10 protein-coding genes are annotated in these 22,374 nt (G+C 45.3%); all 10 read right to left on the bottom strand.

Features of this window, described 5'->3' with window-relative positions:
• Positions 1 to 5: 5 nt before the first annotated feature.
• The 10 genes from ACMA1I_RS10000 to ACMA1I_RS09955 all read right to left on the bottom strand — a co-directional run bounded on the left by ACMA1I_RS10000 (position 6) and on the right by ACMA1I_RS09955 (position 22,331).
• Positions 6 to 1,169, bottom strand: coding sequence for a sugar transferase (locus ACMA1I_RS10000; protein ID WP_337068178.1), 1,164 nt, complete (start codon positions 1,167 to 1,169; stop codon positions 6 to 8).
• An 11-nt stretch (positions 1,170 to 1,180) separates the two neighbouring features.
• On the bottom strand, positions 1,181 to 1,558 hold the full coding sequence (locus ACMA1I_RS09995; RefSeq protein ID WP_337068177.1) for a response regulator transcription factor: 378 nt from the start codon (positions 1,556 to 1,558) through the stop codon (positions 1,181 to 1,183).
• Between the two features lie 734 nt (positions 1,559 to 2,292).
• Entirely contained in the window at positions 2,293 to 4,161 is a 1,869-nt protein-coding gene (locus ACMA1I_RS09990) for a response regulator (RefSeq protein WP_337068176.1), read from the bottom strand.
• 444 nt (positions 4,162 to 4,605) lie between these two features.
• Entirely contained in the window at positions 4,606 to 5,991 is a 1,386-nt protein-coding gene (locus ACMA1I_RS09985) for a sigma-54 dependent transcriptional regulator (RefSeq protein WP_337068175.1), read from the bottom strand.
• A gap of 67 nt (positions 5,992 to 6,058) precedes the next feature.
• Positions 6,059 to 7,948 (bottom strand): response regulator, encoded by a 1,890-nt coding sequence (locus ACMA1I_RS09980; RefSeq protein ID WP_337068174.1) that lies wholly within the window; start codon positions 7,946 to 7,948, stop codon positions 6,059 to 6,061.
• Positions 7,949 to 9,337: 1,389 nt separating this feature from the next.
• Positions 9,338 to 10,354 (bottom strand): type IX secretion system membrane protein PorP/SprF, encoded by a 1,017-nt coding sequence (locus ACMA1I_RS09975; RefSeq protein WP_337068173.1) that lies wholly within the window; start codon positions 10,352 to 10,354, stop codon positions 9,338 to 9,340.
• 7 nt (positions 10,355 to 10,361) lie between these two features.
• Positions 10,362 to 17,240 carry a PKD domain-containing protein gene (locus ACMA1I_RS09970; protein ID WP_337068171.1) on the bottom strand — a complete coding sequence of 2,293 codons (6,879 nt, stop codon included), beginning with the start codon at positions 17,238 to 17,240 and terminating at the stop codon, positions 10,362 to 10,364.
• Between the two features lie 555 nt (positions 17,241 to 17,795).
• Positions 17,796 to 20,996: a gliding motility-associated C-terminal domain-containing protein gene (locus ACMA1I_RS09965; protein WP_337068170.1), complete on the bottom strand. Its 3,201-nt coding sequence runs from the start codon at positions 20,994 to 20,996 to the stop codon at positions 17,796 to 17,798.
• 369 nt (positions 20,997 to 21,365) lie between these two features.
• Positions 21,366 to 21,770 carry a DUF2721 domain-containing protein gene (locus ACMA1I_RS09960; RefSeq protein ID WP_337068169.1) on the bottom strand — a complete coding sequence of 135 codons (405 nt, stop codon included), beginning with the start codon at positions 21,768 to 21,770 and terminating at the stop codon, positions 21,366 to 21,368.
• Between the two features lie 21 nt (positions 21,771 to 21,791).
• Positions 21,792 to 22,331 carry a hypothetical protein gene (locus ACMA1I_RS09955; RefSeq protein WP_337068168.1) on the bottom strand — a complete coding sequence of 180 codons (540 nt, stop codon included), beginning with the start codon at positions 22,329 to 22,331 and terminating at the stop codon, positions 21,792 to 21,794.
• Positions 22,332 to 22,374: the final 43 nt, after the last annotated feature.

The raw sequence follows: 22,374 nt of genomic DNA, 5'->3' as shown, positions 1-22,374 counted from the left end.
CATTTTTAAACATTTTCTTTTTGAAACATGGCTGGTATAGTTTTTAGAATAATAAGGAGGTCCCGCTTAAAGGAGTATTTTTCGGCATATTCAATGTCCAGGGCTTTCCGTTCTTCTTCAGACATATCGCCTTTACCTCGCTTGTTTACCTGCCAAAGTCCTGTAATGCCTGCCGGTGCAATAAAGCGGGCTACGTACTGGTCGGTAGTAATTTTTTCGGCTTCATATAGCGGCAGTGGCCTGTTGCCTATTATCGACATATCGCCAATTAGCACGTTATAGAGCTGCGGAAGTTCATCGAGGCTGGTATTGCGTATGAATTTTCCGACTCTGGTAATGCGTGGATCGTTCACAATTTTTATGAAAGAGGCTGCACCGTTTCCTTTTTTTGTGAGGTGGTATTGCTTCTCGCAAATCTCCTTTCCTGTAGGACCTACCAATTTGTTTTGGCAACTCATGTTGTATTCCGCACATGCATTGCAAAGAGCGCCTGTTTCAAATTTTGTTACTGGCATAGCCGCTTTGTACTGGTTATGATCTTTTATAGTGTGCAGCAGCTGGTCGGCATTCTGGCGCATGGAGCGAAACTTCCAGAACTTAAACTTTTTGTAGCCTTCGCCCACCCGATAAGAGTAATACAGTACTGGCCCTTTAGATTCAAGTTTAATAAGCAAGGCTATCAGCAGCAGCAACGGTAACAGGCAGATCAGCAGGGTTGCCGAGAAAACAATATCAAAAGCTCTTTTCCTATAAGAAAACTTAAAGGCAAACCGGCTTATGTTTACATCACCGGCGGTAGCCTTAGGCGAATTCAGATAATTGAGTCTGGTCACAATGGCTTGCTTGTCTGGCAGTTGGTAGTAAATATCAGATACTCCTGCTTTTAGTAGTGCTTCCCGCAGAATTGGAGTAATAGCTTCCTTTGTAATCCAAAATACCGGGGTTTTCAAGCCCAAACTTTTCTTTACTGTTCTGATCAGGTTAAGGCCGAGCGGAGAGACAGGGCTGGCTGCATTAAAAATGGCGTGCAACTGTTCAGCCTGTGTTAACCACGACAGTAAATGGGTCGGGTTGTCGAAATGCTGCACCTCAAACTCCTCGCTAAAGTGTGCTTTAAATGCCGGTGCCTGCTGGTGATCCGATGCCAGAAAAACTATTTTTTTTCTCATATTCAACTGCTCTAGATCTTAATGCGGCGAAGCATATTTTTTATTCTGATCTCTAGCTCTTCTGGATTAAATGGTTTAATCATATAATCGTCGGCCCCCTCTCGCAAGCATTGGATTTTATCGCTGGTCTCATCTTTGCCGGAAAGCATAACCAGTGGAATATCTCTGAAAAAAATGCTGGCTTGGAGCTGTCTGATGAACTCAAACCCGTTCATAAAGGGCATTTCATAGTCAGCCACAATGCAATCAACATGGTTTCCTTCCTGTAACCAGTTCATAGCCTCCTGGCCGTTTAGTTTAATAGTTACCTGATACTCTTTAGCAAAGTAGTGCTCCAGAATTAAACCTATTGAAGGTTCGTCATCAACAATAAGTAGTTTCTTCTTCATATAATTAATCAGCTTGACTGATGTCTTTATTGTAGTTAAAAATTAAATGTGTGAACGTGCGGATCTCCCATTGTAATGGGCAATAAATCGGAGGTTAGACTACTTTGTATTATTCTAAAATAAATCTGTTATTTCCTTTTGCAGGGTATATTAGAAATATCGTGCCACTACTAATAAATTATATAATATGTGTTATAAATACTAAAAAAGGGCTCTAAGGGCTTATTTAGCCGTATTTTACCAACTTTGGCCATATCACCTACATCATTTATTCTTTAAGGCTGTCTCATTATGAACATTGTATTCCCAAAATGAAACATGGGTGAGAAAATGTGGATTAGGAGGCAGCTAGTGTGTATTAGTACAGCTGCAACTGCAAGCAAATAGGAATGAACTTAACAGGGGAGAAGTACCTAGGCCAGGGCAGTGGGAAAAATTATTCTAATAAAAATACCCTTCCGGAGCATTATTGGGCTAGTATGCCCTTAGGGTAGTACCCTTACTTTAGCGGCTTATGATACTTCTTTTGGTTAAGGGCACCAACTTTTACTAATGGAAAGCAGGCGGCTCCCATTTTAGCACAAATTACTACTATGCAGCTACAACACTTGTCGGAACAAAAATAATTTGGCGCCACAAGCTAAAACCCAACGAGGCTTTGTTTGTGGCGCCAAATTATTTTAATGAAAGTGGCCTTCCGGAGGTAAAATATCTGAATTTAAGTGCAGGGGATTTCAGGCTTCCACCTGCAGGATATTGGCAAAAATGCTTACTATTTTATTAGTAGTTTCCTGCACACTCTGAAACAGGGGCGGGATCTGTTCTATACCTTGCCTGGATCGGGCAATAACTTCTATTTTGCGTAAATCTTCGGTAGCACCCACAATTTTTATGTTCCCGAATGTAGATTTGAGCCTGTGCGTAATATGCATAACCTGCTCCCAGTCTTGCTGCTGAATAGCTTGTTGTAGTTCGCTTATTTGTGAGGGCACTGTATCTAAGAACAATTGTTGCATCTTACGAATAAACTTGGCGTCGTTGGCCAGGTCGCCCAGACCTGAAAAGTCGTACAGGGCGGCAGGCTTTGAGTCAGTCCCAAATTTCGATTTGCTACTGGCCCTGCGCCTTAAGGGCTGGCCAGTATATTTAGATATAATAAGAAATAGGTTTGATTTGTTATAAGGCTTCAGCAGATAGTCCGTAAAGCCTGCACTTTTATATCTCCCAAGATCTATTTTATGCGCATTGGCTGTAAAGGCAATAATAGGCGTGTCTTTGTTGGGGTTGTACTCCGAACGGATGCGTGCGGTAGCTTCAATACCATCTAAAATCGGCATCTGGATATCCATCAGAATTAAGTCGTAGGCTTTTTTGCGGGCCTTTTCGATGGCATCTTCACCGTCTGATGCCACATCGATGGTGATGTCGCATTCTTCTAGTTGTGAAATGGCGAGCAGTTGGTTTACCTGGTTGTCTTCTACCAGCAGCAGGTTTAAAGTTCTAAGGTTTGCCGGCTTTTGAAGCGACGAGTCAGTTTGAGGTACTGTTTCGCTTACCTGAAAAGTTAGGTTAAAGAAGAAGCTGCTTCCGTTCCCTGCCTCACTCTCTACCCATATTTTACCTCCCTGCGATTCTACCAGGTTTTTACAAATGGCCAAGCCTAGGCCTGTACCTGCAAATAAGGGAGGTGTTTGGGTGTTTTTTTCGTTTAGGTTTTGCAGTAAGGTGTCAAACTTTTCCCTGGTAATGCCTATGCCTGTGTCTTTTACACAGAATGTGATGTTAACGTTTTTATCGGTATGCTTCACTAACTGCATTGAAACAGTTATCTGTCCCTTCTTAGTGAACTTAATACTATTCTTAATCAGGTTAGTCAGTATTTGAGTAAGTCGAAAAGGATCTCCTTCTACAATCGGGAAGGTATCGGTAGTTTCTTCAAAGATAAGCTCCAGGCCCTGCTCGGTAGCCGAAGGACTCAGCGCCCTGACCGCATCGCGGAGTGTAGCCATCAAATTAAACGGAATCGACTCTACAGCCAGTTTCCCATCATTTAATTTGCCGTAATCATCTATATTAGAGGGGAGGCACAGCAGGTTATCTGCTACAGAAAGTATAATGTTCACGTACTCTTCCTGCGCTTTGTTCAAAAAGCCTTTTTTAATGAGCCTTGCCATGCCAATGATTGCATTGATTGGTGTAACAATCTCATTGGTCATGTTTGTTAGAAAAGCATCTTTGGCTTTAACTGTCTCTTTGGCAACCTGAATGGCCTCTTTCCATTCGGTAACTTCTGAAGAAACAGATAGCAGGAAGTTAACTCCGTTTTCCTGAGGAAGTGCAGTTTTGGTTGTCTGATACCAGACCTTTTTCCCATTCTTAAGCTTGTAGAACTCTTCAACTTTAGATGTCTCTCCAGATGCCAGTATTTCCAGATCGCGCTCGTGTGAGTAATCTAATTCGCTGGTTTTGTTCAATAAAAGCTCCTCCACACTCATACCTTTTAAGGCGGCGTAGGCACTGTTTACCAGCACAAAATTGCCCAATTCATTTTTTACATAAATTGGATTGGGGTTGGTTTCGATAACTTGCTTAGTAATTTCCATTTAAGGTTTAAACTGCTACTGTTAATATAAAATAAAAAGAGGACTCAGCCAGAGCTACTGGTAAAGAAGTGGCTTAAAAACATCAGTGAGACTGGCTGGTGCTTCAGATAAGGTTATTCGCCTATCTGTAAGTCATAACAGCCACTAAGTAAGAGTTACGTGTCGGACAATATTTTTCCGGTGGGGATAACTACTGTAAAGTATACTGATAATAAAAAATTTAAGCAAGCTGTAAGAACTTAATACCACTCTTGTTAAAGGGGGAGGCGCTTTGTGCTACTCCTGTTGCCCGTTGTGTTTTATTGTGACTAAGTTTGTTTTTCATATATACAGTAGCAGTTGGGGTAAACTGAGAATATTTTCTGCTTAGCCCAATGGCATTATACTTGCCAGTTTTGCTTCTGCTTGTACTAGTACCGGAGTAGGTAAGTATACCGAAAGCCTTTAATGCTTATCTGCAATATATACCTCTCGTTTCCTGATCATTCTGTAGATAGTAGATTTTCCTATCTTCAGTTTATCAGCCACGCTTAGCACATTGTAGTTGTATTTGTCTAGGTACTTCTGTACCGTTTCCGCAATGTATTCGTCCAGTGTTTTTTCTTCAGGAAGCTGCGACGACTGCAGGTCCTGCTTGTGTTCCGGCAATTGTATGTCTTCCGGCGAAATGGTGTCTTTGTCGGAGAGTACGGCTGCCAACTCAACCACTGCCTTTAGCTCCCTTACGTTACCGGGGTAGCTGTGCTTCAGAAGTACTTTTTGTGCATCAGGGGTAATGCGTTTGGGAGTCATGGCGTTCTGATGGCAAAAGTCTGCCAGCAGCTTCTGGGCAATCAAAAGCAGATCATGTCCTCTGTCTCGCAGCGGTGGCAGATGAATCTGAATGCCAAGCAGCCTGTAGTATAGGTCTTCTCTGAAGTTACCTTTCTTTACCTCGTCAATAAGGTTTCGGTGTGTTGCAGTAAGGATGCGAACATCTATAGCCACCGTTCCTTTAGCACCTATGCGGGTAACTTCCCTTTCCTGCAAAATGCGCAGCAGCTTAGATTGCAGGTTTATGTTCATCTCCCCAATTTCATCAAGGAACAAGGTGCCTCCATTTGCCTCCTCAAACTTGCCGATGCGCTGATTGGTAGCACCTGTGAAAGATCCTTTTTCGTGACCAAATAATTCGCTTTCAAGTAGTTCGCTAGGAATTGCCGAAATATTGACCGCTACGAACGGTTTGTTAGAGCGGTTAGAATGCTGGTGAATAGCCTTTGCAATAAGCTCCTTGCCTGTGCCGGTTTCGCCAGTAATGGTTACATTGATATTGCTATTAGACGCCTTCTCCACCAGCGTAAAAATCTTTTGCATAGGCTCTGAGCTACCTACAAGCTCCGAACCTAACGAGTACTTTTGTTTCACTTCTTTACGAAGTACTTCAATTTCTTTTTTAAGCGATAAGTTTTGCTTTATTTTCTCTACTACACTCCAGAGCCGCTCTTTTGTCTCATCGTTTTTAGCGATGTAGTCGTGTACTCCTTGTTTCATCAGGTCCACGGCTTTGCTAATGTCATCCTGCCCCGATACCACCAATGTGTAGGTGTTAGGGCTTTGAGCCATAATTTTTTTCAGTATAGTTTCACCCGCATAACCTGGCAAGTAATAGTCGAGTGTAACAATGTGTGGTTGCTCATGTAACCTGCCTATAAAGCTGTCTACATCGTTAAACACTTCCACTCTATGATCAGGGTTCAGTGAAAGGTGGTACGATAAAAATTGAGAGTACCAAAGATCATCTTCCAGAACAAAGATTGTTGTAGGGGGGGGAGTTTCAATTACAGACATATTGCTTATACTCGTTTAATAAAATACTTTTTTGACTCTTGCTCAACCAGGTCGTAGCAAATATAAATTAGCTTGCCAATCTTTTTGTGTTAATCTGCTGCACCAGCTTGTTGTACAGAACCTGCGGGATAAATGGCTTTGTCAGGTAATCGTTTCCGCCTAAAGCTATTATTTTGTTTTTTTCTTCTTCACTGGAGTTGGCTGTTAAGGCTACGATGGGCATCTGGTAACCTGTTCGGCGCAGTTGCGATATAGCCTCAAAACCGCTCATGATGGGCATGTACAGGTCCATCAGAATGAGGTCGTATTGAGCGGTTTTTACCTTCTCAAGTGCATGTGCACCGTCGTTGGCGGTATCTACCTCAGCCTGCCAGGTGGTTAGCAATTGCTTAGCAACCATTTGGTTAAATAAGTTGTCATCAATTACCAATATCTTGGTGCCTTTCAAGCCAGTATTTGGATTATCAGTATTGGTATTGCTTTTCAAGGTAGCAAGAGATGGTTGAGGTTTGGTAAATCGGAGCAGCACCGAAAATTCTGAACCCTGCCCTGGCGAACTGTTTACTTTAATGCTGCCTTTGTGCAAGTCTACAAGCTTTTTTGTAATGCTCAAGCCAAGGCCAGTGCCACCATACTGCCGGTTAATGGCATTGTTGGCCTGTGTAAAGCTTTCAAAGATAAGCTGTTGCCTATCTTCCGGAATGCCCATACCTGTATCGGTTACCGCGAACTCCAGTACCCAATCGTTGTTAGATTGGTACACTACATCTACAGAAAGCTTTACTTTGCCTTGATCTGTAAATTTAATGGCATTACATACCAGGTTATTTAAGATCTGCGTTAGTTTAGTAGGGTCACCTGCAACCTCTGTCGGTGTATTCAGGTCAAACGCCAGCTCGAAATTAAGTTGCTTTTCCAGGGCCTTGGGTTGTAACGACCTATGAATGTCCCGTAGCAATCCTTTAAGGTTAAAGTTAATTTTCTCCAGTTCTATTTTGCCAGCCTCAATTCTAGAAAAATCCAGGGTGCTGTTTATGAGGCCTAGCATATTCTGTGCCGAAAAGTTAATAGACTCCAAATTCGATTTATTGTTTGCGACAATGCTTTCCTCCTGCAACAACAAATGCGTTAGCCCCATGATAGCATTAAGCGGAGTGCGTATTTCGTGGCTCAGAACAGACACAAACTCAGATTTAGATTTGTTATCCTGCTCCGCTTTTTCTTTTTCTGCTAGTATAAGTGCTTCATGCTTTTTTGCTTCTGTTATATCCTGAATAATGCCAATGATTCGTACTAGCCGGGAGCCTTCCATTACAGCTTTAGCTTTTAAACAGATCCATTTGCAATCCTGGTCATCGTTCAGCCGTATCTCATGGTTTATTTCCTTTGTTATTCCTGATAACAGCTCATTCCAACTTTCCTGCACTAGCGCCCTATACTCAACCGAGAGGTAAGGCAGGAGAGAATAAAACTGGTGTATCTTTTTCTCCTGCGGAATATTTAAGAATTGGTATATAAATTTAGAGCAGGTAATGCTTTTAGCTCCCACCACATATTCCCAACTGCCTATTTTAGCCAGTTGTTCGGTTTCAGTTTGCAGGGCAGATATATAAAGAGGCTCTTTTTTTGTATTAATATGGAAAGCTCCTGGTGCCGACGAGGTAGAAGACTTCCTTCTTTTGCGTTCAGTCAGAGATCTTGTGCCAGTGATGGAAGGTGCATCAATGTTATTCAGGACAGGTCCTCCTATAAACGATAAGGCATTTTTCTGTTGAGGTGTTAATACGCTTACTCTTGCTTGCTCTATTCTACAGATATCGATGCGGTACTTTCTATAGTCCACAGAACGAGTTACCTTTTTACTACCTGAATGGCCCATTTTGAACCAAATATTCGGCAGGCTAAATAAGTTAGTGAGTGGTGCGGGTAAGTTAAAAGCATTGGCTACAAACTTCATTATAGCAATAAAATAGTTTTTAACCCGAGGTTCAAAAGTATCTAAAAATTGCGGCTTCCTCCTACTTTCAAAGGTAATGGCGGTTGACGATTCAGACTTCATAAAAAGAACTATATTAAATAGGTTGTCGCTTAGCTGTATACCAACACAATGACTCAGAGCCTTTACCTTTTAAAGAGATAAAGTGAGGTATACTAGGATGATAAGCTGTTTTCAGGCGGGTAATATGTACTCGGGGCGGTGGTAATAATGGCCTGCTTCTAAAAATGCGAAACAGGTAATGATAAATAATGTACTAAGTTTTGATGCTATTTTTTAATTCTTACTTAAGAGTTAAAGCTCAATATCATAGTTGTATGTAATAATTGTTGCCAGTAGTAAAAGATGTAAAATGAAACTCACATTTAATGCTATTTGAATGGCTAAATTTATAAATAATATTTGTTACTACATGTTTTTTTAATGACAAATTATTATTTTTTAATATAAAATTTAATTTTAGTGTTAAAAATCAGCCTGTTATGTAATTATGTCCCAAATAGAGAAACATGTTTTTGGCTAATAAAAAGTTAAATCTATTATATAATCTCTAGTATTACAATATTAGTCTATCTTATTTTATAGATATTGGTTTATCTTATCTTTTCAAAACGATGAAATACTAGTACAATATATTGGTGTGTCACAAATCTTTGCTATGTAATGTAACTTTAATTAGTTTTTTTTTACTAAAAGCCAAATTTAAAAATTAATTGTATATACATGTATCTTTTTAGAACATTTATTTTTCTTTAGTTCTATCTCCACAATAGCCTGAGCAGTTGCTAAAACAATAAAATATATAGCTTTTTGTATATAGGCATGTTTATTACGGGTTTACATAATTATGGTTAGGCTTTTTGAAGAATACTTTTAGGTCCGGGTTATATTATTTGTTTAATAAGATTATTTATTATTTAAATGGGTTATTTCTTTGCACCATATAGGTGAGATATATAATGTCGGGAAAGTGTATCGACATTAGATGTAGTTTATAGGATCCTACCATTAAAATATTGACAGTTCCTATTGTTTTAGATGCTAAACAATCTCTCTGCAGGTAGAGGGTTCCCGGGTTCAGTTTATAACCTAACAGAATAACCTTCAGCTATATAACACACTAACAAATCTTATCGATGTGCTTAATGGACTTCATAACAGTCTGAATGTAGGACGACTGATGTAAGTTTTCTATTTAAAAATTTTATTTTTCGGCTAATATGACGGGTTTTAAGTACCAGTGGCAAAGTCTAGAAAATAAAAATCAGGTAACCAGCTTTTTTAAAGCAATTACCTGATTTTGCAACTACTAGAAAGCTTAAAGTCACAGTAGATTTCTTGAAATGGGAATCACCAGATCCATTTTGGGCAAATAACTTTGCTAGGGTTATTTAGCTTAAAGCCTATCACCACTTCCTGGCTATTTGCATTAACCTTGCTCATATCTGAGGTGGCAAAGTCGTAGGAGTAGCTTATGTCCAGCAAGTGGCTGATATGAATACCTGCCATAACAGCGGCCGCGTCTTTTTGCCTGTACGAAAGCCCTGCCCAGAAACGTTGAAGGTACATGGTCTTTAAATTAAAGTCTAATGCCGTTAATCCGGTAGAGGGAGCTAATTTTACCAGCACAGAAGGAGTAAATGTTAAGTTATCTAAAACATTAATTCTGTAGCCACTTGTAGCAAAGTAATGTGGCTGCATGGTCGCCCGTGGACCATCGCCCAAAGCATATACATCGTTTCCGCTTTTCACGAGTTGCGCTCCTGATAAGCCAACAAAAAAGTTGGGGCCGTAGAGCCAGAGCCCTACCCCCAGATCAAGCTTTAACATATTGGCTCCTTCGGCATATAAAAACGGATCGTCAGGTGTCTGCATCATTGCCCCCTCCCGATTTATATTCATTTGCATCAGACCAGAGTATATTCCGCTCGATAAATTAATGTTTTTGGTCAGTGGCAGGTGGTAAGCATAACTCAGGTTCAGAGAACTCATACGGAGCAAACCAGCCTGATCTATTTGTGCAATGGCTCCTATTCCGTGGTGCGGACTAACATGGAAGCGGTTATTTCTGTTTGCATTTGTTTTTGGCTTTACGAATTTGCCGTTCAACAACCGGTGGGGCAGTGCGTTGCGGTCATTTTTGTTTAGAGCTGTATGCGCACTGGCATAAAAGGTATTCGGGGCTCCTTCTACTCCTGTCCATTGGGTGCGGTACCCCAGGCGAATATCGGCATAACTTTCTATACCAGCCACAGCCGGATTTATAAGGTAGTTGTTCTGCATGTATTGGCTGAACTGCGCGCGCTGCTGGCACCAGGCAGCAGCGCTGAAGCAGCACACTATTATAAGTGTAAAAAGGGCTTTCATACTTCTGCTACTTAATAATGGTGATACTTCCTGAGATCGCTTCTTCTTTCTCATCTAACTTAATTATATAATAATAGGCAGCCATTGGCATACGCTTGCCCTGGTAGGTGCCATCCCAGGGAACCTGGTAACCAATAGACTCAAATATTTTAGCTCCCCAGCGGGTAAAAATCTGCACATGGCAGTTCGGATATTTCTCTATGTTTTCGATGTACCATGTTTCGTTGATGCCGTCTCCGTTCATAGTAATCATGTTAGAAATTTTAACTGCTGGCAACACCGTAACTTTAACTTCATCGGAGAAGGTACATCCTTCTTTAGTCGTGACGGTAACAGTGTAGGTTGTTGTTTCGTGGGGCTTTGCCACAGGGTTTGCTAACGTGGGGTCAGAGAGTGTTTCTGCCGGGAGCCATTGGTAAGTAGCACCACCTGTAGCTACCAATTGTGCTGTTCTTCCGCCTATTATGGTAATATCTGCACCCGCATGCACTACAGGTTCAATTACCTCAGCTGTAAGCTTAACCCTGTCGCTGGGGCAGCCAAACTGATTTACAGTTTGTACATAAAAATCTGTTGTGGCCAGCAGTGGTTGTGTTTGGTAGGTGCCGCCTGTTGCCAAGGGGAGGCCACCTTCTTCCTGATCGAACCATTGGAGCGTATAAGCAGGAGACAAAGAGGTTGCCGTTAGCATGGCAGATGCACCTGGGCAAATAGTGGTGCCACTGACTTGTGGTGATATCGGCTGAGGATCTACACTGATCAAAACTGCCAGGCTCACACTCTCTTGGCAAGGCAGCGAAATTATTTTACGACGGAACCAGGTAGTTCTGGATAAATTTTCAGGGCTGTAGTTTACTTGGTTATTAACACCCGGAGCTACTGCGAACCCAGCGGTAGCGCTGCTCGTGCTGTATTCCCATAGATATGTATAACTGCCGCTGCCGCCAGTTGGCGTAGAACCAAACAGAGTAGCAGGCTGAGCACCAGCACATACGCGTTGTGGGGAGCCTATGGTGTTGTTTGTAACAGGTGAGTTTACATCAATTTTTACTTCATTGCTAATAGAAGGGGCGCAAGGTCCTGCCGTAACAATACGACGGTACCAGGTAGTAGCAGTAAGTGGTCCGGGTGTATACTCTGCTCCGGTATTGGTGCCGCTCGCCGGAAGAAAGTTTATGTTATCGCGGCTTGATTCCCATAGGTATTGGTAATGCCCTGTTCCTCCCTCCGGTGTTGTGCCTCCTAAAGACAGAGGTGCTGTGCCGACACAGATTACCTGCCCGGCATGTACCAGGTTATTGGTTATGGGTTTGGTTACCGTTACCTGAATAGGTGCAGATACATTAGAACAACCTTCAGAATACACGGCTCTTCGATACCAGGTAGTGACAGGTGTGAGGCCTGGGGCATAATTTGGCTGGTTGTTCAAACCATCTGCGGCAGCAAAACCAGCCGTAGCGCTGGTGGTACTGCTTTCCCAAACAAAACGGTAAATTCCGTTGCCGCCAGTTGGGGCTGACCCAGTGAGTGGAGCTGGCAAAGTACCTTCGCAAATAGACTGCGGCACAGAAACCCTGTTATTCGAAATAGGTGGTGTAACCGTTATTTGAATGGTGTTGCTCTGGTGAACCGGACAGGGGCCAGCGCTCACCACTCTTCTAAACCAAGTCGTTTGGCTAAGAGCGCCCGGATAATAATCCGGAGCCGAATTATTACCACTGGCTGCGATAAAACCAGCATTTTCGCCTACGGTGCTGCTTTCCCATAAATAGGTGTAAGTGCCATCACCACCGGCCGGAGCCGAGCCAACCAAGCCCATAGGAGTTGCTCCCATACAAATAAGCTGGTCTTCTGAAATGATGTTGTTTGTAAGCAGGTCGTTAACTGTAACTTTAACTGGCGCACTGGCATCGGTACAGTTGCCGGAGGTCACCACTCTCCTGTACCAGGTAGTCTGAGTAAGGGTGCCTGCCTGATAGGTTGCCAGTGTGTTGTTGCCAGTAGCAGGGGCAAAGACTGTTCCATCGGTACTGGCTTCCCAACGGTAAGTATAAGTGCCATCTCCTCCCGTAGGAACAAGACCTCTCAGGAGAGTTGGACCACTGCCCGTACAGACAGTCTGATCGCCAGAGATGGTGTTGTTCGCTAAAACCGGGTTTACGGTAACTTTAATGGCTGCACTGGCAACTGGTGGACAAGGATCTGAGGCTACCGTACGCCGAAACCAGGTTGTTTCGTAGAGTGTGCCAGAGGCATAGTCCTGGCCGCTGTTCATGCCGATAGCTGGCTTAAAGCCGCTGTTGGGGCCTTCAGTGCTATACTCCCAAAGGTATACGTAGGCACCATTGCCTCCGGCCGGCGTAGAACCTGCAAAACCAGCCGGGGCTGAGCCAGCGCAAATAACCTGCTCAGCTGTAATAGTATTGTTGCTGATGGTAGGGTTTACCGTAATCTGTACGGCCAGGCTGGTGTGGTCGGCACAAGGGGTGGAGCGTACTCTTCTTCTGAACCAGGAGGTTTGCGTAAGGGCAACCGTGGAATAATTTTGTTCATCGTTTTTGCCAGGAGCAGGTGTAAAACCATCCTGTGCATTGAGGGTGCTGACTTCCCACAGGTATAGGTAGGTGCTATTGCCGCCGGTAGGTAAGCTGCCGGTAATGCTAACGTTGCTGCTGCCGGAGCAAACAATCTGATCCTCTGAAAGCAGGTTATTGGCAATATTTTCCTGTACGGTTACCTCTATGGCTGCCGAAGGGTTAGGGCAATCTCCTGAAGAAACCACCCGTCTGAACCAGGTGGTTTGTGTAAGGACCTCGGGCTCGTACCCTGCGAGCGTATTGATACCAGGAGCTGGAGAAAATAATCCGGTTGGTCCATTCAGGCTCATTTCCCAGAGGTAGGTAAAAGAGCCATCGCCACCTGTTGGAGCCGTGCCACTAAGCGCCGCTGGTTTTGAGCCGGTGCAGATGGTTTGCGGAGAGCTAATACTATTGTTACTTACCAGTCTATTTACCACAATCTGCACCGGAGCCGACACCTCGCTGCAGCCACCCGATGTAACGTGGCGGCGGTACCAAGTTTCCTGCGTTAACACCGGTGGCTGATAGTCTTTAGAGCTGTTTATGTCAGGAGCGGCAGTCCAGGTGGTATTATTGGTGCTTTGTTCCCAGAGATAGGTGTAGGTGCCGTTTCCCCCTGTTGGCGTTGAGCCAACCAAGTCAGCTGGTTTTTCGCCGGTACAGATTACCTGACTCCTGCTAATGGTATTGGATGCAAGCGCTGGGAAAACTGTAACGGTAACCGGCGTTCTGGAGCTGGGGCAACCAGTGGCATCAGTAAATTGCACATAGTAAGTGGTGGTGGCCATAAGAACCGGTGTTTCATACTGCGGCCCTGTATGAAGTGGTGTGGTATTAGTTTCGTCTGCAAACCAATCGAAGGTACCAATTGGAGTATTTACACGAAGTGTGGCAATGTTGCCAGCGCACACAGAGATGTTTGCCACAGCAGGTGCACCCGGTGCCGGGTTTACGGTTACTAAAATGGGAGCAGATGCTAGCTGGCAGCCACCTGATCTGACAATTCTTCTAAACCAAGTTGTGACTGCAAGAGCTCCTGGTGTGTACTCTCTTCCGGTAGCACTGGGAATGGTTTCGAAGTTCGTGCTGGCACTGGTGGTGCTGAATTCCCAAGAGTAAGTAAAGGTGCCCATACCTGCACCCCCTGTTGGCTCTGGCCCGGTGAGTGTGTGCGGGATGTTGTTCTCGCAGATAGTTTGGGTACCTGTTAATTGGTTGCCTGCAATGGCTGGTGTTACTTCTACTTTCAGTACATTACTCAGGCTGGCCTCACACACGCCTCCCGATACGCGTCTTCGGAACCAGGTGGTTTGGCTGGTTGCCACCAAGGTATAATCCGGGCCGGAGTTGGTACCAGGTGCAGCTGCAAAACCTGCTGTTTCAGAGGTGGTGCTTACTTCCCAAAGGTAGGTATAGGTGCCACTGCCGCCTGTAGGTGTACTGCCCGATGCAATAGTTACTGGCTGGCCCAAGCACACATTCTGATCTGCGCCCAGTATATTGTTGCCGATCGGTTCCTGCACCTCCACTTTTACCTCTGTTCTGGGGCTGGAGCAACCTGCGGTCTCGATTACGGCATAATAGGTAGCAGAGGCCGTGAGGGCAGATGTTTCGTAAGCATCGGTGTTCTCGGCGAGCTTGTTGTTATTGGCGTCGTACCAGGTAATATTGCCTCCTGCGCCTGTGGCTTTCAGCGTAGCTTTGGAGCCTCTGCAAATTACCTGGGAGGCAACAGTAGGGGCCGCAGGTGCAGGTTTTACATCTACCAGCACAGGCAAGGAGGCCAGGGTACACCCATCGGATATTACTTCGCGGTAAATCCAGGTTTTTTCGGTTAAAGCTCCTAGGGCATAGCTCTTATTATTTTCACCTGCAATTTCTGCAAATCCGGTGTTGGGGCTGGTGGTACTCTTGTACCATTTGTAGGTATAGTTGTCGGTGCCGCCTACAGGGTCAGAACCAGTTATGTTAGCTGCCAGACTCCCTAAGCAAATGCTTTGATCCGCGCTAAGTATGTTGTTGGTAAGCTGGTGTATGGTAATTGTCTGCGATTTAACCTCTGATATGCCGCACTCATTGGTAGCCTGCACTCTTACCGTATAGGTTCCTGAAGAAGTAAACCTTATTTCGGGGTATTGCGATTGCGCATTGGTGCCGCCCACAAACGTAGCCGGGTCTGCCCCGCCTGTCACTACCCAGGAGTAGGCTGTAATGGTGCCATGCTTTGCATCGTAAGTAGGCTTATGGGCGGTGCTTGCCGCATCAAATTTAAGTGTTTGAGGCCCGCAATATACTTGGTCGGCAGGCAGGGTTACGGCTGGCTTATCTTTTACAATTAGCTGGGCAGTGGCAGTGCTTACTGCGCAGCTATTGAAGGCATTCAGCGTAATCGTGTAAATGCCGGCCTCAGTAAAGTTAAAGATAGGGTTGTTGCTGTTGGCATTGCCGCTCAGGTAAGAAACCCCAGTGCTAGGCGAAATGCTCCAGTCGTAGCGTAAATCATCTCCTTCCGACATGTTGTTAACGGTAACAGGCAGATTTTTACAGCCGGATTCTTCGTGTTCGAGTGTAAAAATGGCCTTTGGCGGCGTCATTACCTGCACTTCCTTGGTTGTTTCTGTTACACCACAACCATTAGTCGAAACTAAAGTTACCCGGTAGGTTCCTGCTGAGGAAAACCGGATGCTTACATTTTCGGAGTTAATGCTGCCGGAGGGCATAGTCCAACCGGTGGCAGGCTCTATCTTCCAGGTGAAGGCAGATTGGGAGGTACAATTGCCTGTGTTGGTAATGGAGGTGCCGTTTATGGTGGTGTTAGAAAAAGGGATATCAGCCCCCACACAAACTCCTGAAGCATTAAAGCTAAAGTTCACCTGGGGCTTAATTCCAATTTTGATGGAACTCACGGTTACCTCTGTGCCACCGCAAGGGTTTTCAGCCTTTCCGTACAAGGTAAATTGGTTGCCAGGCTTGCCACAGGAACTGGTATTAAAAACATGGGTAATTTCCGATGGTACATTCTCCTGGGTGTACTCTAATGCGGGGGTACCGTCATCGAACCAAAAGGTGTATTTTGTGTTAGGTGTATTTGTAAGAACGTTTTCAATAGGGAAGGTATAGGTTTGAGGGGCGCAACCAACTGTGTTGCCCGGGCTACCCATTTTAAGGCTTGGGTTGCTGCCGTTGTAAACTTCGTAGGTGGTAGATGAGGTGCAGCCATTGGTTCCTTCTACGGTAAATACCAGCTTAAAAGCCCCCAGAGCAGTATAGGTGTGGGAAATGTCATTAAAATCAGTGAATTCCTGAACCGGTGTTTTATCTCCCCAATTGATGGTGTATTTTCTGTTAAGCGATTTTGTAGAGGAGTTATTGCGTGCGTTTACAGTGTAGTTAATGTCGGTGGGGTTGGTGGTGCAGCGTACAAAGGGCGTGTTAAAACCTGCATCAACATCCAGCAAATCAGCATCAGGACCTTCTTTTATAGTTACCTGCCGCGTTTTGGTGCTAACACAGCCCGCGCTGTTGGTTACTTTTAGGGTTACGGTAAATGTTTTGGAGGCACCCGTAAAACCTTTGTACACATGAGTAGGAGAGGCAGCGGTACTGGTATTGCTGTCGCCAAAGTTCCATTCGTACTTTCTGCCCTCCCCACTGGAGGCATCGGTAAACTTAATGGCCGACCCGGCGCACAAATCGACTCCCGGCACTGTAAAATCGGCTACCACCTCGGTTACCTTAATGGTTTTTTCCCGGACACTTTCGCAGCCATCGCTGTTTTTTACGGTGAGTTTTACCTTGTACTCGCGGCTGGTAGTGCCGTTAGGCAAATTGAACGTATGGCTGGGGTCTCGCGCTGAGCTGGTGCCGCTGCCTCCGAAGTCCCAGGTATAGGTAAGGCCGTTGCCGGAGGAGGTGTTGCTGAAGTCGATGCGTGTGCCTGCGCAGACTTCTTCTTTTGCCACTGAAAAGTCTGCCTGAACGGCACTTATGGTAACTGTTATTTCGTCGGAGGGGGTGGGAGTGGAGGGGCAGCCGCTAATGCCTTCAACCCGAACTGTGTAAGCGCCTGCCTGAGTGGTTTCATATTTATCTGAATTGGCGTTTGCAATGGTGGAGCCGTTTCTGGTCCAGATGTAACGGGCTCCTTTTAGACTGGAAGTAAGGGTTACTTTGTCGCCAGGACACAGGCCGTTAGCCCCTGAGGCTGTTACTGTGGGCTTACAACCAGTAGATTGTGCCTGCACAGCAGACAGGCTCAGCAAGAGAAGGCATAACAGAAGTATGCCTTTGTGTAAAAGTTGCATCATAAAGTGGGTTAAAATGATAATGCAGTAGCACCCAACACGATTCCTCAAAAGCAAAAGGATCGCCCTGGTAATTGGATGTTACAGACTTATAATGAAATGTGGTGGATTGAAGGTATACTTAAAAGCGATAATATTCAAAATAATATTGCTTAAGTACTTAAAATACCTGGTTCCAGGTATGTGAAAATACGGAGTTTACTATAGCACCTGGGGTGAAGGCTGGTGAGTTAGAGCAAACACCCGTAGAAACTGTAGAAGTAGCAGGACGAGCGGATGCCCTTGGAAGTCCTGGTTTAAGGGTGCTATTCGGACAAACTGAATTATGCTAATGGTTTGGCCCTTCCGGAGGCTTCTTTAGGATTCTTAAGACAAGGCTTCTACACTATTATAATAGCAGCCCAAAGGCACCTCTTTCTCTTATAATAGAAGTATGCTTGATGAACTGCCAAAGAAGCAGGTAACTACTATCTCTATTCTTGACTTGTACGCAGGCTCACCAATTATTCTAATAAAAAAGCCCTTCCGGAGCCAAAATGTGCTCCAGAAGGGCCAGGCTTATCTAATGATACTGATGTTGCCTGAAAATTTTTCGTTATGGTCTTTTAGCTCGATGATATAATAATAGGCCGAAACGGGTAAGGCTTTGCCCTGGAAAGTACCGTCCCAAGGCCTTGTGTATCCTTTTGATTCGAAGATCTTAGCTCCCCAACGGGTAAAGATCTGTACCTGACAATTGGGGTAAAGCTCAATATTCTCAATGTACCAGCCTTCGTTCACGCCATCACCATTGGGTGTAATGGCATTCGGAATTCTCAGACCCGGCAGTACGGTAACTGTTACATCATCGGAAAAAGTGCAGCCTTCGGGAGTAACTACTGTAACAGTATAATGAGTGGTTTGCTGTGGTTTGGCAACTGGGTTTGCTACAAAGCTGTCGGACAGGCCGTGTTGTGGATACCAGCTGTAACTGCCTCCGCCGGAAGCCTGCAACTTTGTGGTTTTGCCAGCTATAATCGAAATATCTTCTCCTGCAAAGGCTGATGGCAGATGGAGCGTAGCGCTTACTTTAACTCTGGGACTTACACAGCCATGCTTGCTCACTGCCTGCACATAAAAATCCTGATTGGCGAGGAGGGCGTGGGTTTCCATGGTGGTCCCTCTGCGAACGAGGGTGCCGCCGGTAGGCTGGTCAAACCACTCTATGCGGTCATCTGCTGCCTGCACAGAAGCCACAAGAAAAGCCGCTTCCCCAGGACAAACTGTAGCATGTTGCACAACTGGCACCGCCGGAATAGGATATACTTCTATCTGCACAGCTGTGCTGGTTAGTTCCTGACAAGGTGCCGAAACTACTTTACGCCGGAACCAGGTGGTGGTGGTAAGTGGAGGAGGGCTGTAGCTGGCTTGGTTATTAACACCAGGGGCTGCTGTAAAACCAGCGCTGGCCGAGGTGGTGCTGTATTCCCAGAAATAGCGGTACTGTCCGCTGCCGCCTCTAGGCGATGAGCTAAGCAGGGGCAGCGGTTGCAAACCGGCACACAAGCTTTGCGGCCCCGAAATAAGGTTTCCTTCTAAAGCTTTGTATACCATTACTTCAAAGGGCGCACTCACAGAGGCAATGCAGGTGCCAGCCTTCACTATCCGCCTGAACCAGGTGGTTTGCGTCAGGTTCTCAGGCTGGTAATGAATAGCGGTATTGGCACCGGGGGCAGGAGCAAAATGGCCTGTAGCTCCTGTCGTGCTGGCTTCCCACATATACGAATAAGGTCCGTTGCCTCCGGTAGGGACTGAACCAGAAAGAACAGGATGCGGAGTACCGATACATGCCTCTGCACTTCCAGAAACAACATTGTTAGCTATAGGCGGTGTAACGTTTATTTTCACCGGGGTGCTATAATGCTCAAAGCAGTTGCCAGACATCACCTTTCTTCTAAGCCAGGTTGTTTGTGCGAACAAAGCAGGCGGATAGTCTTGTAACTGATTGTTGCCAGTTGCAGGTACAAAACTGTGCTGGTCTCCTGTTGTACTGCTTTCCCATACATACTGGTAGTTGCCCACACCGCCTGTGGGTACACTTCCGGCAATAAGGGCGGTTAAGTTGCCAGAGCAAATGGTCTGGTCATCTTTTAGCGTGTTATTTGCGATTTGCTCTTGTTTAGGTTTTATTTCTACGGTCTCAGTTGCGGTGGATATTACACCACAATTGTTGGTCGTAACTGTAAATTCTATCTGGTAAGAAGGCTGATTTAAGGCCTGACAATCTATGTTCCAGGCAAAGGTGGTTACCGCTCGGCCTACGCCGGAAACAGGGACAAAAGAAATGGCCTGCGCCTGTAAGTCGAAGCCTTTGCCTACAGCCGTTACTTCCACCGGATCGTTGTCCGGGTCAGTCCCAATGACCTCAAAGCGTACCTGATCCTTCTCCTGCACTTCAAAAACACGCGTGGCGGTAGAGAGGGCAATAACAGGAGGATGATCTGCCATCGGTTCCACTATAAAGCTGATCCGTAAGGTATCTTGCCCCGGCATGCTGCATTCGCCGTCGCCATCGTCGTTGGCAATCAGGTCGAGCATATATACTTTACCTTTGGTATCGAAGCAATTGAGCAGGCAGAGGGTGGTTTTTAAGGTGTCTGGTTCGGAGCCGGTGTTTACTCTGCCGCTTGTAGGGCCAGAAAAATAAAAGTCTTCCTGATCGAAGTTTACCGGAATGGCGCGTACGGCTACAGGTTCATTCTTGTCTCTATCTGTCACAAAAACCGATAAGCAGCGTGAATCGGCTGCACTAATACGCAAAATTTCACCCGGTTTGTAAAATTTGCTTTCCTGGTTACCAGTTTGGTATTTGGCAAACACAGCGGGTTCTTCGTTGCTGAGGCAGGTTCTTACCAATAGCTGAAACTCGATACGCGTTTCTCCGACCTTTACTCCGTTTCTGAACTCTTGGCACCGAACGGCAAACACAAACAAGCCCCGATTAAGTGGCTTTACCGTAAGAATACCAGTTTTGGCATCTATGGCAAGCGAAGGATCTCCTATTATCTGGGTTTCCTTACTGTAACCCGGTAGCCACTGAACATCCGGATAAGGCCCTGGCGAAGCATCCGGAATAATGTTGAGCTCTGAGCTAAACCCATTGATTGGGGTTACCAGGTCATACACCAGTTCATCGCCATCAGGGTCTCGCCCTCCAAAATTATAAGTAAAGAGTTCGTCGGTGCAGGCATACACGCTAGGCGGAGTGGGCAAAAGCGGAGAAGAGTTAACAAAGGGGACGCCCTTCTGAACAACTGCCGGGAACTCCATGTAGAAGGTTTGGCCGGCACCGGCAGAGTTTTCAATATTATTTATATAGTTGTTGCGGCAGCACCTTTCCCATACCGCGTAATAACCTTCGGCATGCTTGTATATAGCAGGATCTAAGTAAACAGGCACTTCATAATACATTTTAGTGGTTTTAATGTTCACACTGCTGCAAAATGTATTGGTGTAATTCATGGGAGTTTCCGATCGCAACGGCATCAGCAGATCCTGCACCCGCACGTTTGTGCCTTTCTCAAATATAGAGACTTTGAGAGTGGGGTCTTTGGCTCCGGGAAGACCGTTTATGGCATCGAAATAAAGATTTAAGGATAGTGAATAGTTGTAGCCGTTAACGTGTTGCAGGTTAAAATCTCCGCCTACCAAGTGGGTGCCATTGATCTGTAAGGTAAAGGTGAAGAAGATAATAAAAACTGCCAGTAAAATTTTTTGCATGCAAGAACAGCTTGTTTATAAAATTCCTGTGAATATATAATAATATTTAGTTCAATATCTTATAAAGTGTATTTTATTTATGTCTTTGATACCATAAATAATGAGCACCAATACCAGTAGCTGCACTTGCCTGCTGCTGGCAACCCAAAAGCAGGTGGTGGTAAAGATGCTGCGGTCGTTCTTTGGGAGGTTTATGCGCAGTAAGCTGCTATAGCTGCCAGAAGCAGAGACGGCTATCTGGTGTTACAGGCACAGTACAACAAACTCAGTCAGCCCTTTGGAAGGATGGTGCAACAATGCCTCCGGTAGGCCATTTTCGTTAGAATAATTTGAGCGAAGGCAGATAAACGGAATAAGGTTTTCTTCAGGTCAGGTGGCCTCAGTTTCTTCTTCCATGTCGTTGAGCTCCAGTTCCAGGGCATGCACCGAAATCTGGATTTCGCGGAGGGCCAGACCCAAAGAAGCCAGCAACATGAGCAGGCTAAACCCAAATACATATTTGCCAGCCGTATTATAGCCTGCAAACAGGAGAAACATGCACAAGACACAACCAAACAAACTCCCAATGCCGACAGCCTGCATGTTCCGTATCAGGATAAGGCGCGTACGCAGGTTCTGGATCTGGGCCAGTACCAGGTGGCTGTGCGTGGAGGCGTAACGTGGTTTTAAACCCCGAACCAGGCTGGCGGTGGCCATAAAGCGGTTCGTATACGCCAGCAGCAACAGCGACAGGGCCGGAAAAAGCAAACCAGGAGTGGTTAAGGTTAATTCCATAGGCTATAGGCTGCGGGAGGGTTATTGAATGCTTTTTATAAACTCATCATCAATTGGGTCGTCTTCGTCGTCGTCTGGCGTGTGGTCGAAGTCGATGGTCTGCAGCAGGTCCAGGCCTTCGAGTATAAGTTCGTCCAGCTCCTGCTTAGAGCCGGCATCGAGGGTTCTTTCGAACAGAGCCAGAATCTGCTCCCGTTGCTCGTGCACAAAAATCTCCTGGTACAGCGTATCAAAGGCGGCAATTTTCTTCTGAATAATTTTGTCGATCTCTTTGGTGCTTTTTGCTTTTACAGCCTCCTGCAGCAGAGCCAGCACCTCAGTAGCGCCCTCGTTGTCTGCCAGCCGCGAAAAGGCTTTGATAAAGGCAATGGCAACCCCCAGGCGCACGATCTCAAACCTAAAATTAAGTTCTTCTGTAGAAGTGCCCTTTTGCTGCAGCCGCGACGCCTTATAGGTTTGTTCAAATTTTTTGTAAACCGTAGCCGGGCCTTCCTCAAAAATGGGTGGAACCTCAGGCAAGTAGGCGGTCTCTAGCAGCAGGTCAAAACTTCTGGCACTCATAATGGTATTTTTTTTGAAGGAACAATGTTAAGGCACAAAGGTA

The sequence above is a fragment of the Pontibacter sp. 13R65 genome (assembly GCF_047525655.1).
In the GTDB taxonomy this organism is placed as follows: domain Bacteria; phylum Bacteroidota; class Bacteroidia; order Cytophagales; family Hymenobacteraceae; genus Pontibacter.
The sequence above is the reverse complement of the archived record's forward strand: the minus strand, read 5'-3'. Positions and strand labels throughout refer to the sequence as shown.

What these genes read in the sequence shown, in the direction of transcription:
- ACMA1I_RS10000 (WP_337068178.1), bottom strand. Translation starts at nt 1,169, where the DNA reads ATGAGAAAAAAAATAGTTTTTCTGGCATCGGATCACCAGCAGGCACCG.
- ACMA1I_RS09995 (WP_337068177.1), bottom strand. Translation starts at nt 1,558, where the DNA reads ATGAAGAAGAAACTACTTATTGTTGATGACGAACCTTCAATAGGTTTA.
- ACMA1I_RS09990 (WP_337068176.1), bottom strand. Translation starts at nt 4,161, where the DNA reads ATGGAAATTACTAAGCAAGTTATCGAAACCAACCCCAATCCAATTTAT.
- ACMA1I_RS09985 (WP_337068175.1), bottom strand. Translation starts at nt 5,991, where the DNA reads ATGTCTGTAATTGAAACTCCCCCCCCTACAACAATCTTTGTTCTGGAA.
- ACMA1I_RS09980 (WP_337068174.1), bottom strand. Translation starts at nt 7,948, where the DNA reads ATGAAGTTTGTAGCCAATGCTTTTAACTTACCCGCACCACTCACTAAC.
- ACMA1I_RS09975 (WP_337068173.1), bottom strand. Translation starts at nt 10,354, where the DNA reads ATGAAAGCCCTTTTTACACTTATAATAGTGTGCTGCTTCAGCGCTGCT.
- ACMA1I_RS09970 (WP_337068171.1), bottom strand. Translation starts at nt 17,240, where the DNA reads ATGATGCAACTTTTACACAAAGGCATACTTCTGTTATGCCTTCTCTTG.
- ACMA1I_RS09965 (WP_337068170.1), bottom strand. Translation starts at nt 20,996, where the DNA reads ATGCAAAAAATTTTACTGGCAGTTTTTATTATCTTCTTCACCTTTACC.
- ACMA1I_RS09960 (WP_337068169.1), bottom strand. Translation starts at nt 21,770, where the DNA reads ATGGAATTAACCTTAACCACTCCTGGTTTGCTTTTTCCGGCCCTGTCG.
- ACMA1I_RS09955 (WP_337068168.1), bottom strand. Translation starts at nt 22,331, where the DNA reads ATGAGTGCCAGAAGTTTTGACCTGCTGCTAGAGACCGCCTACTTGCCT.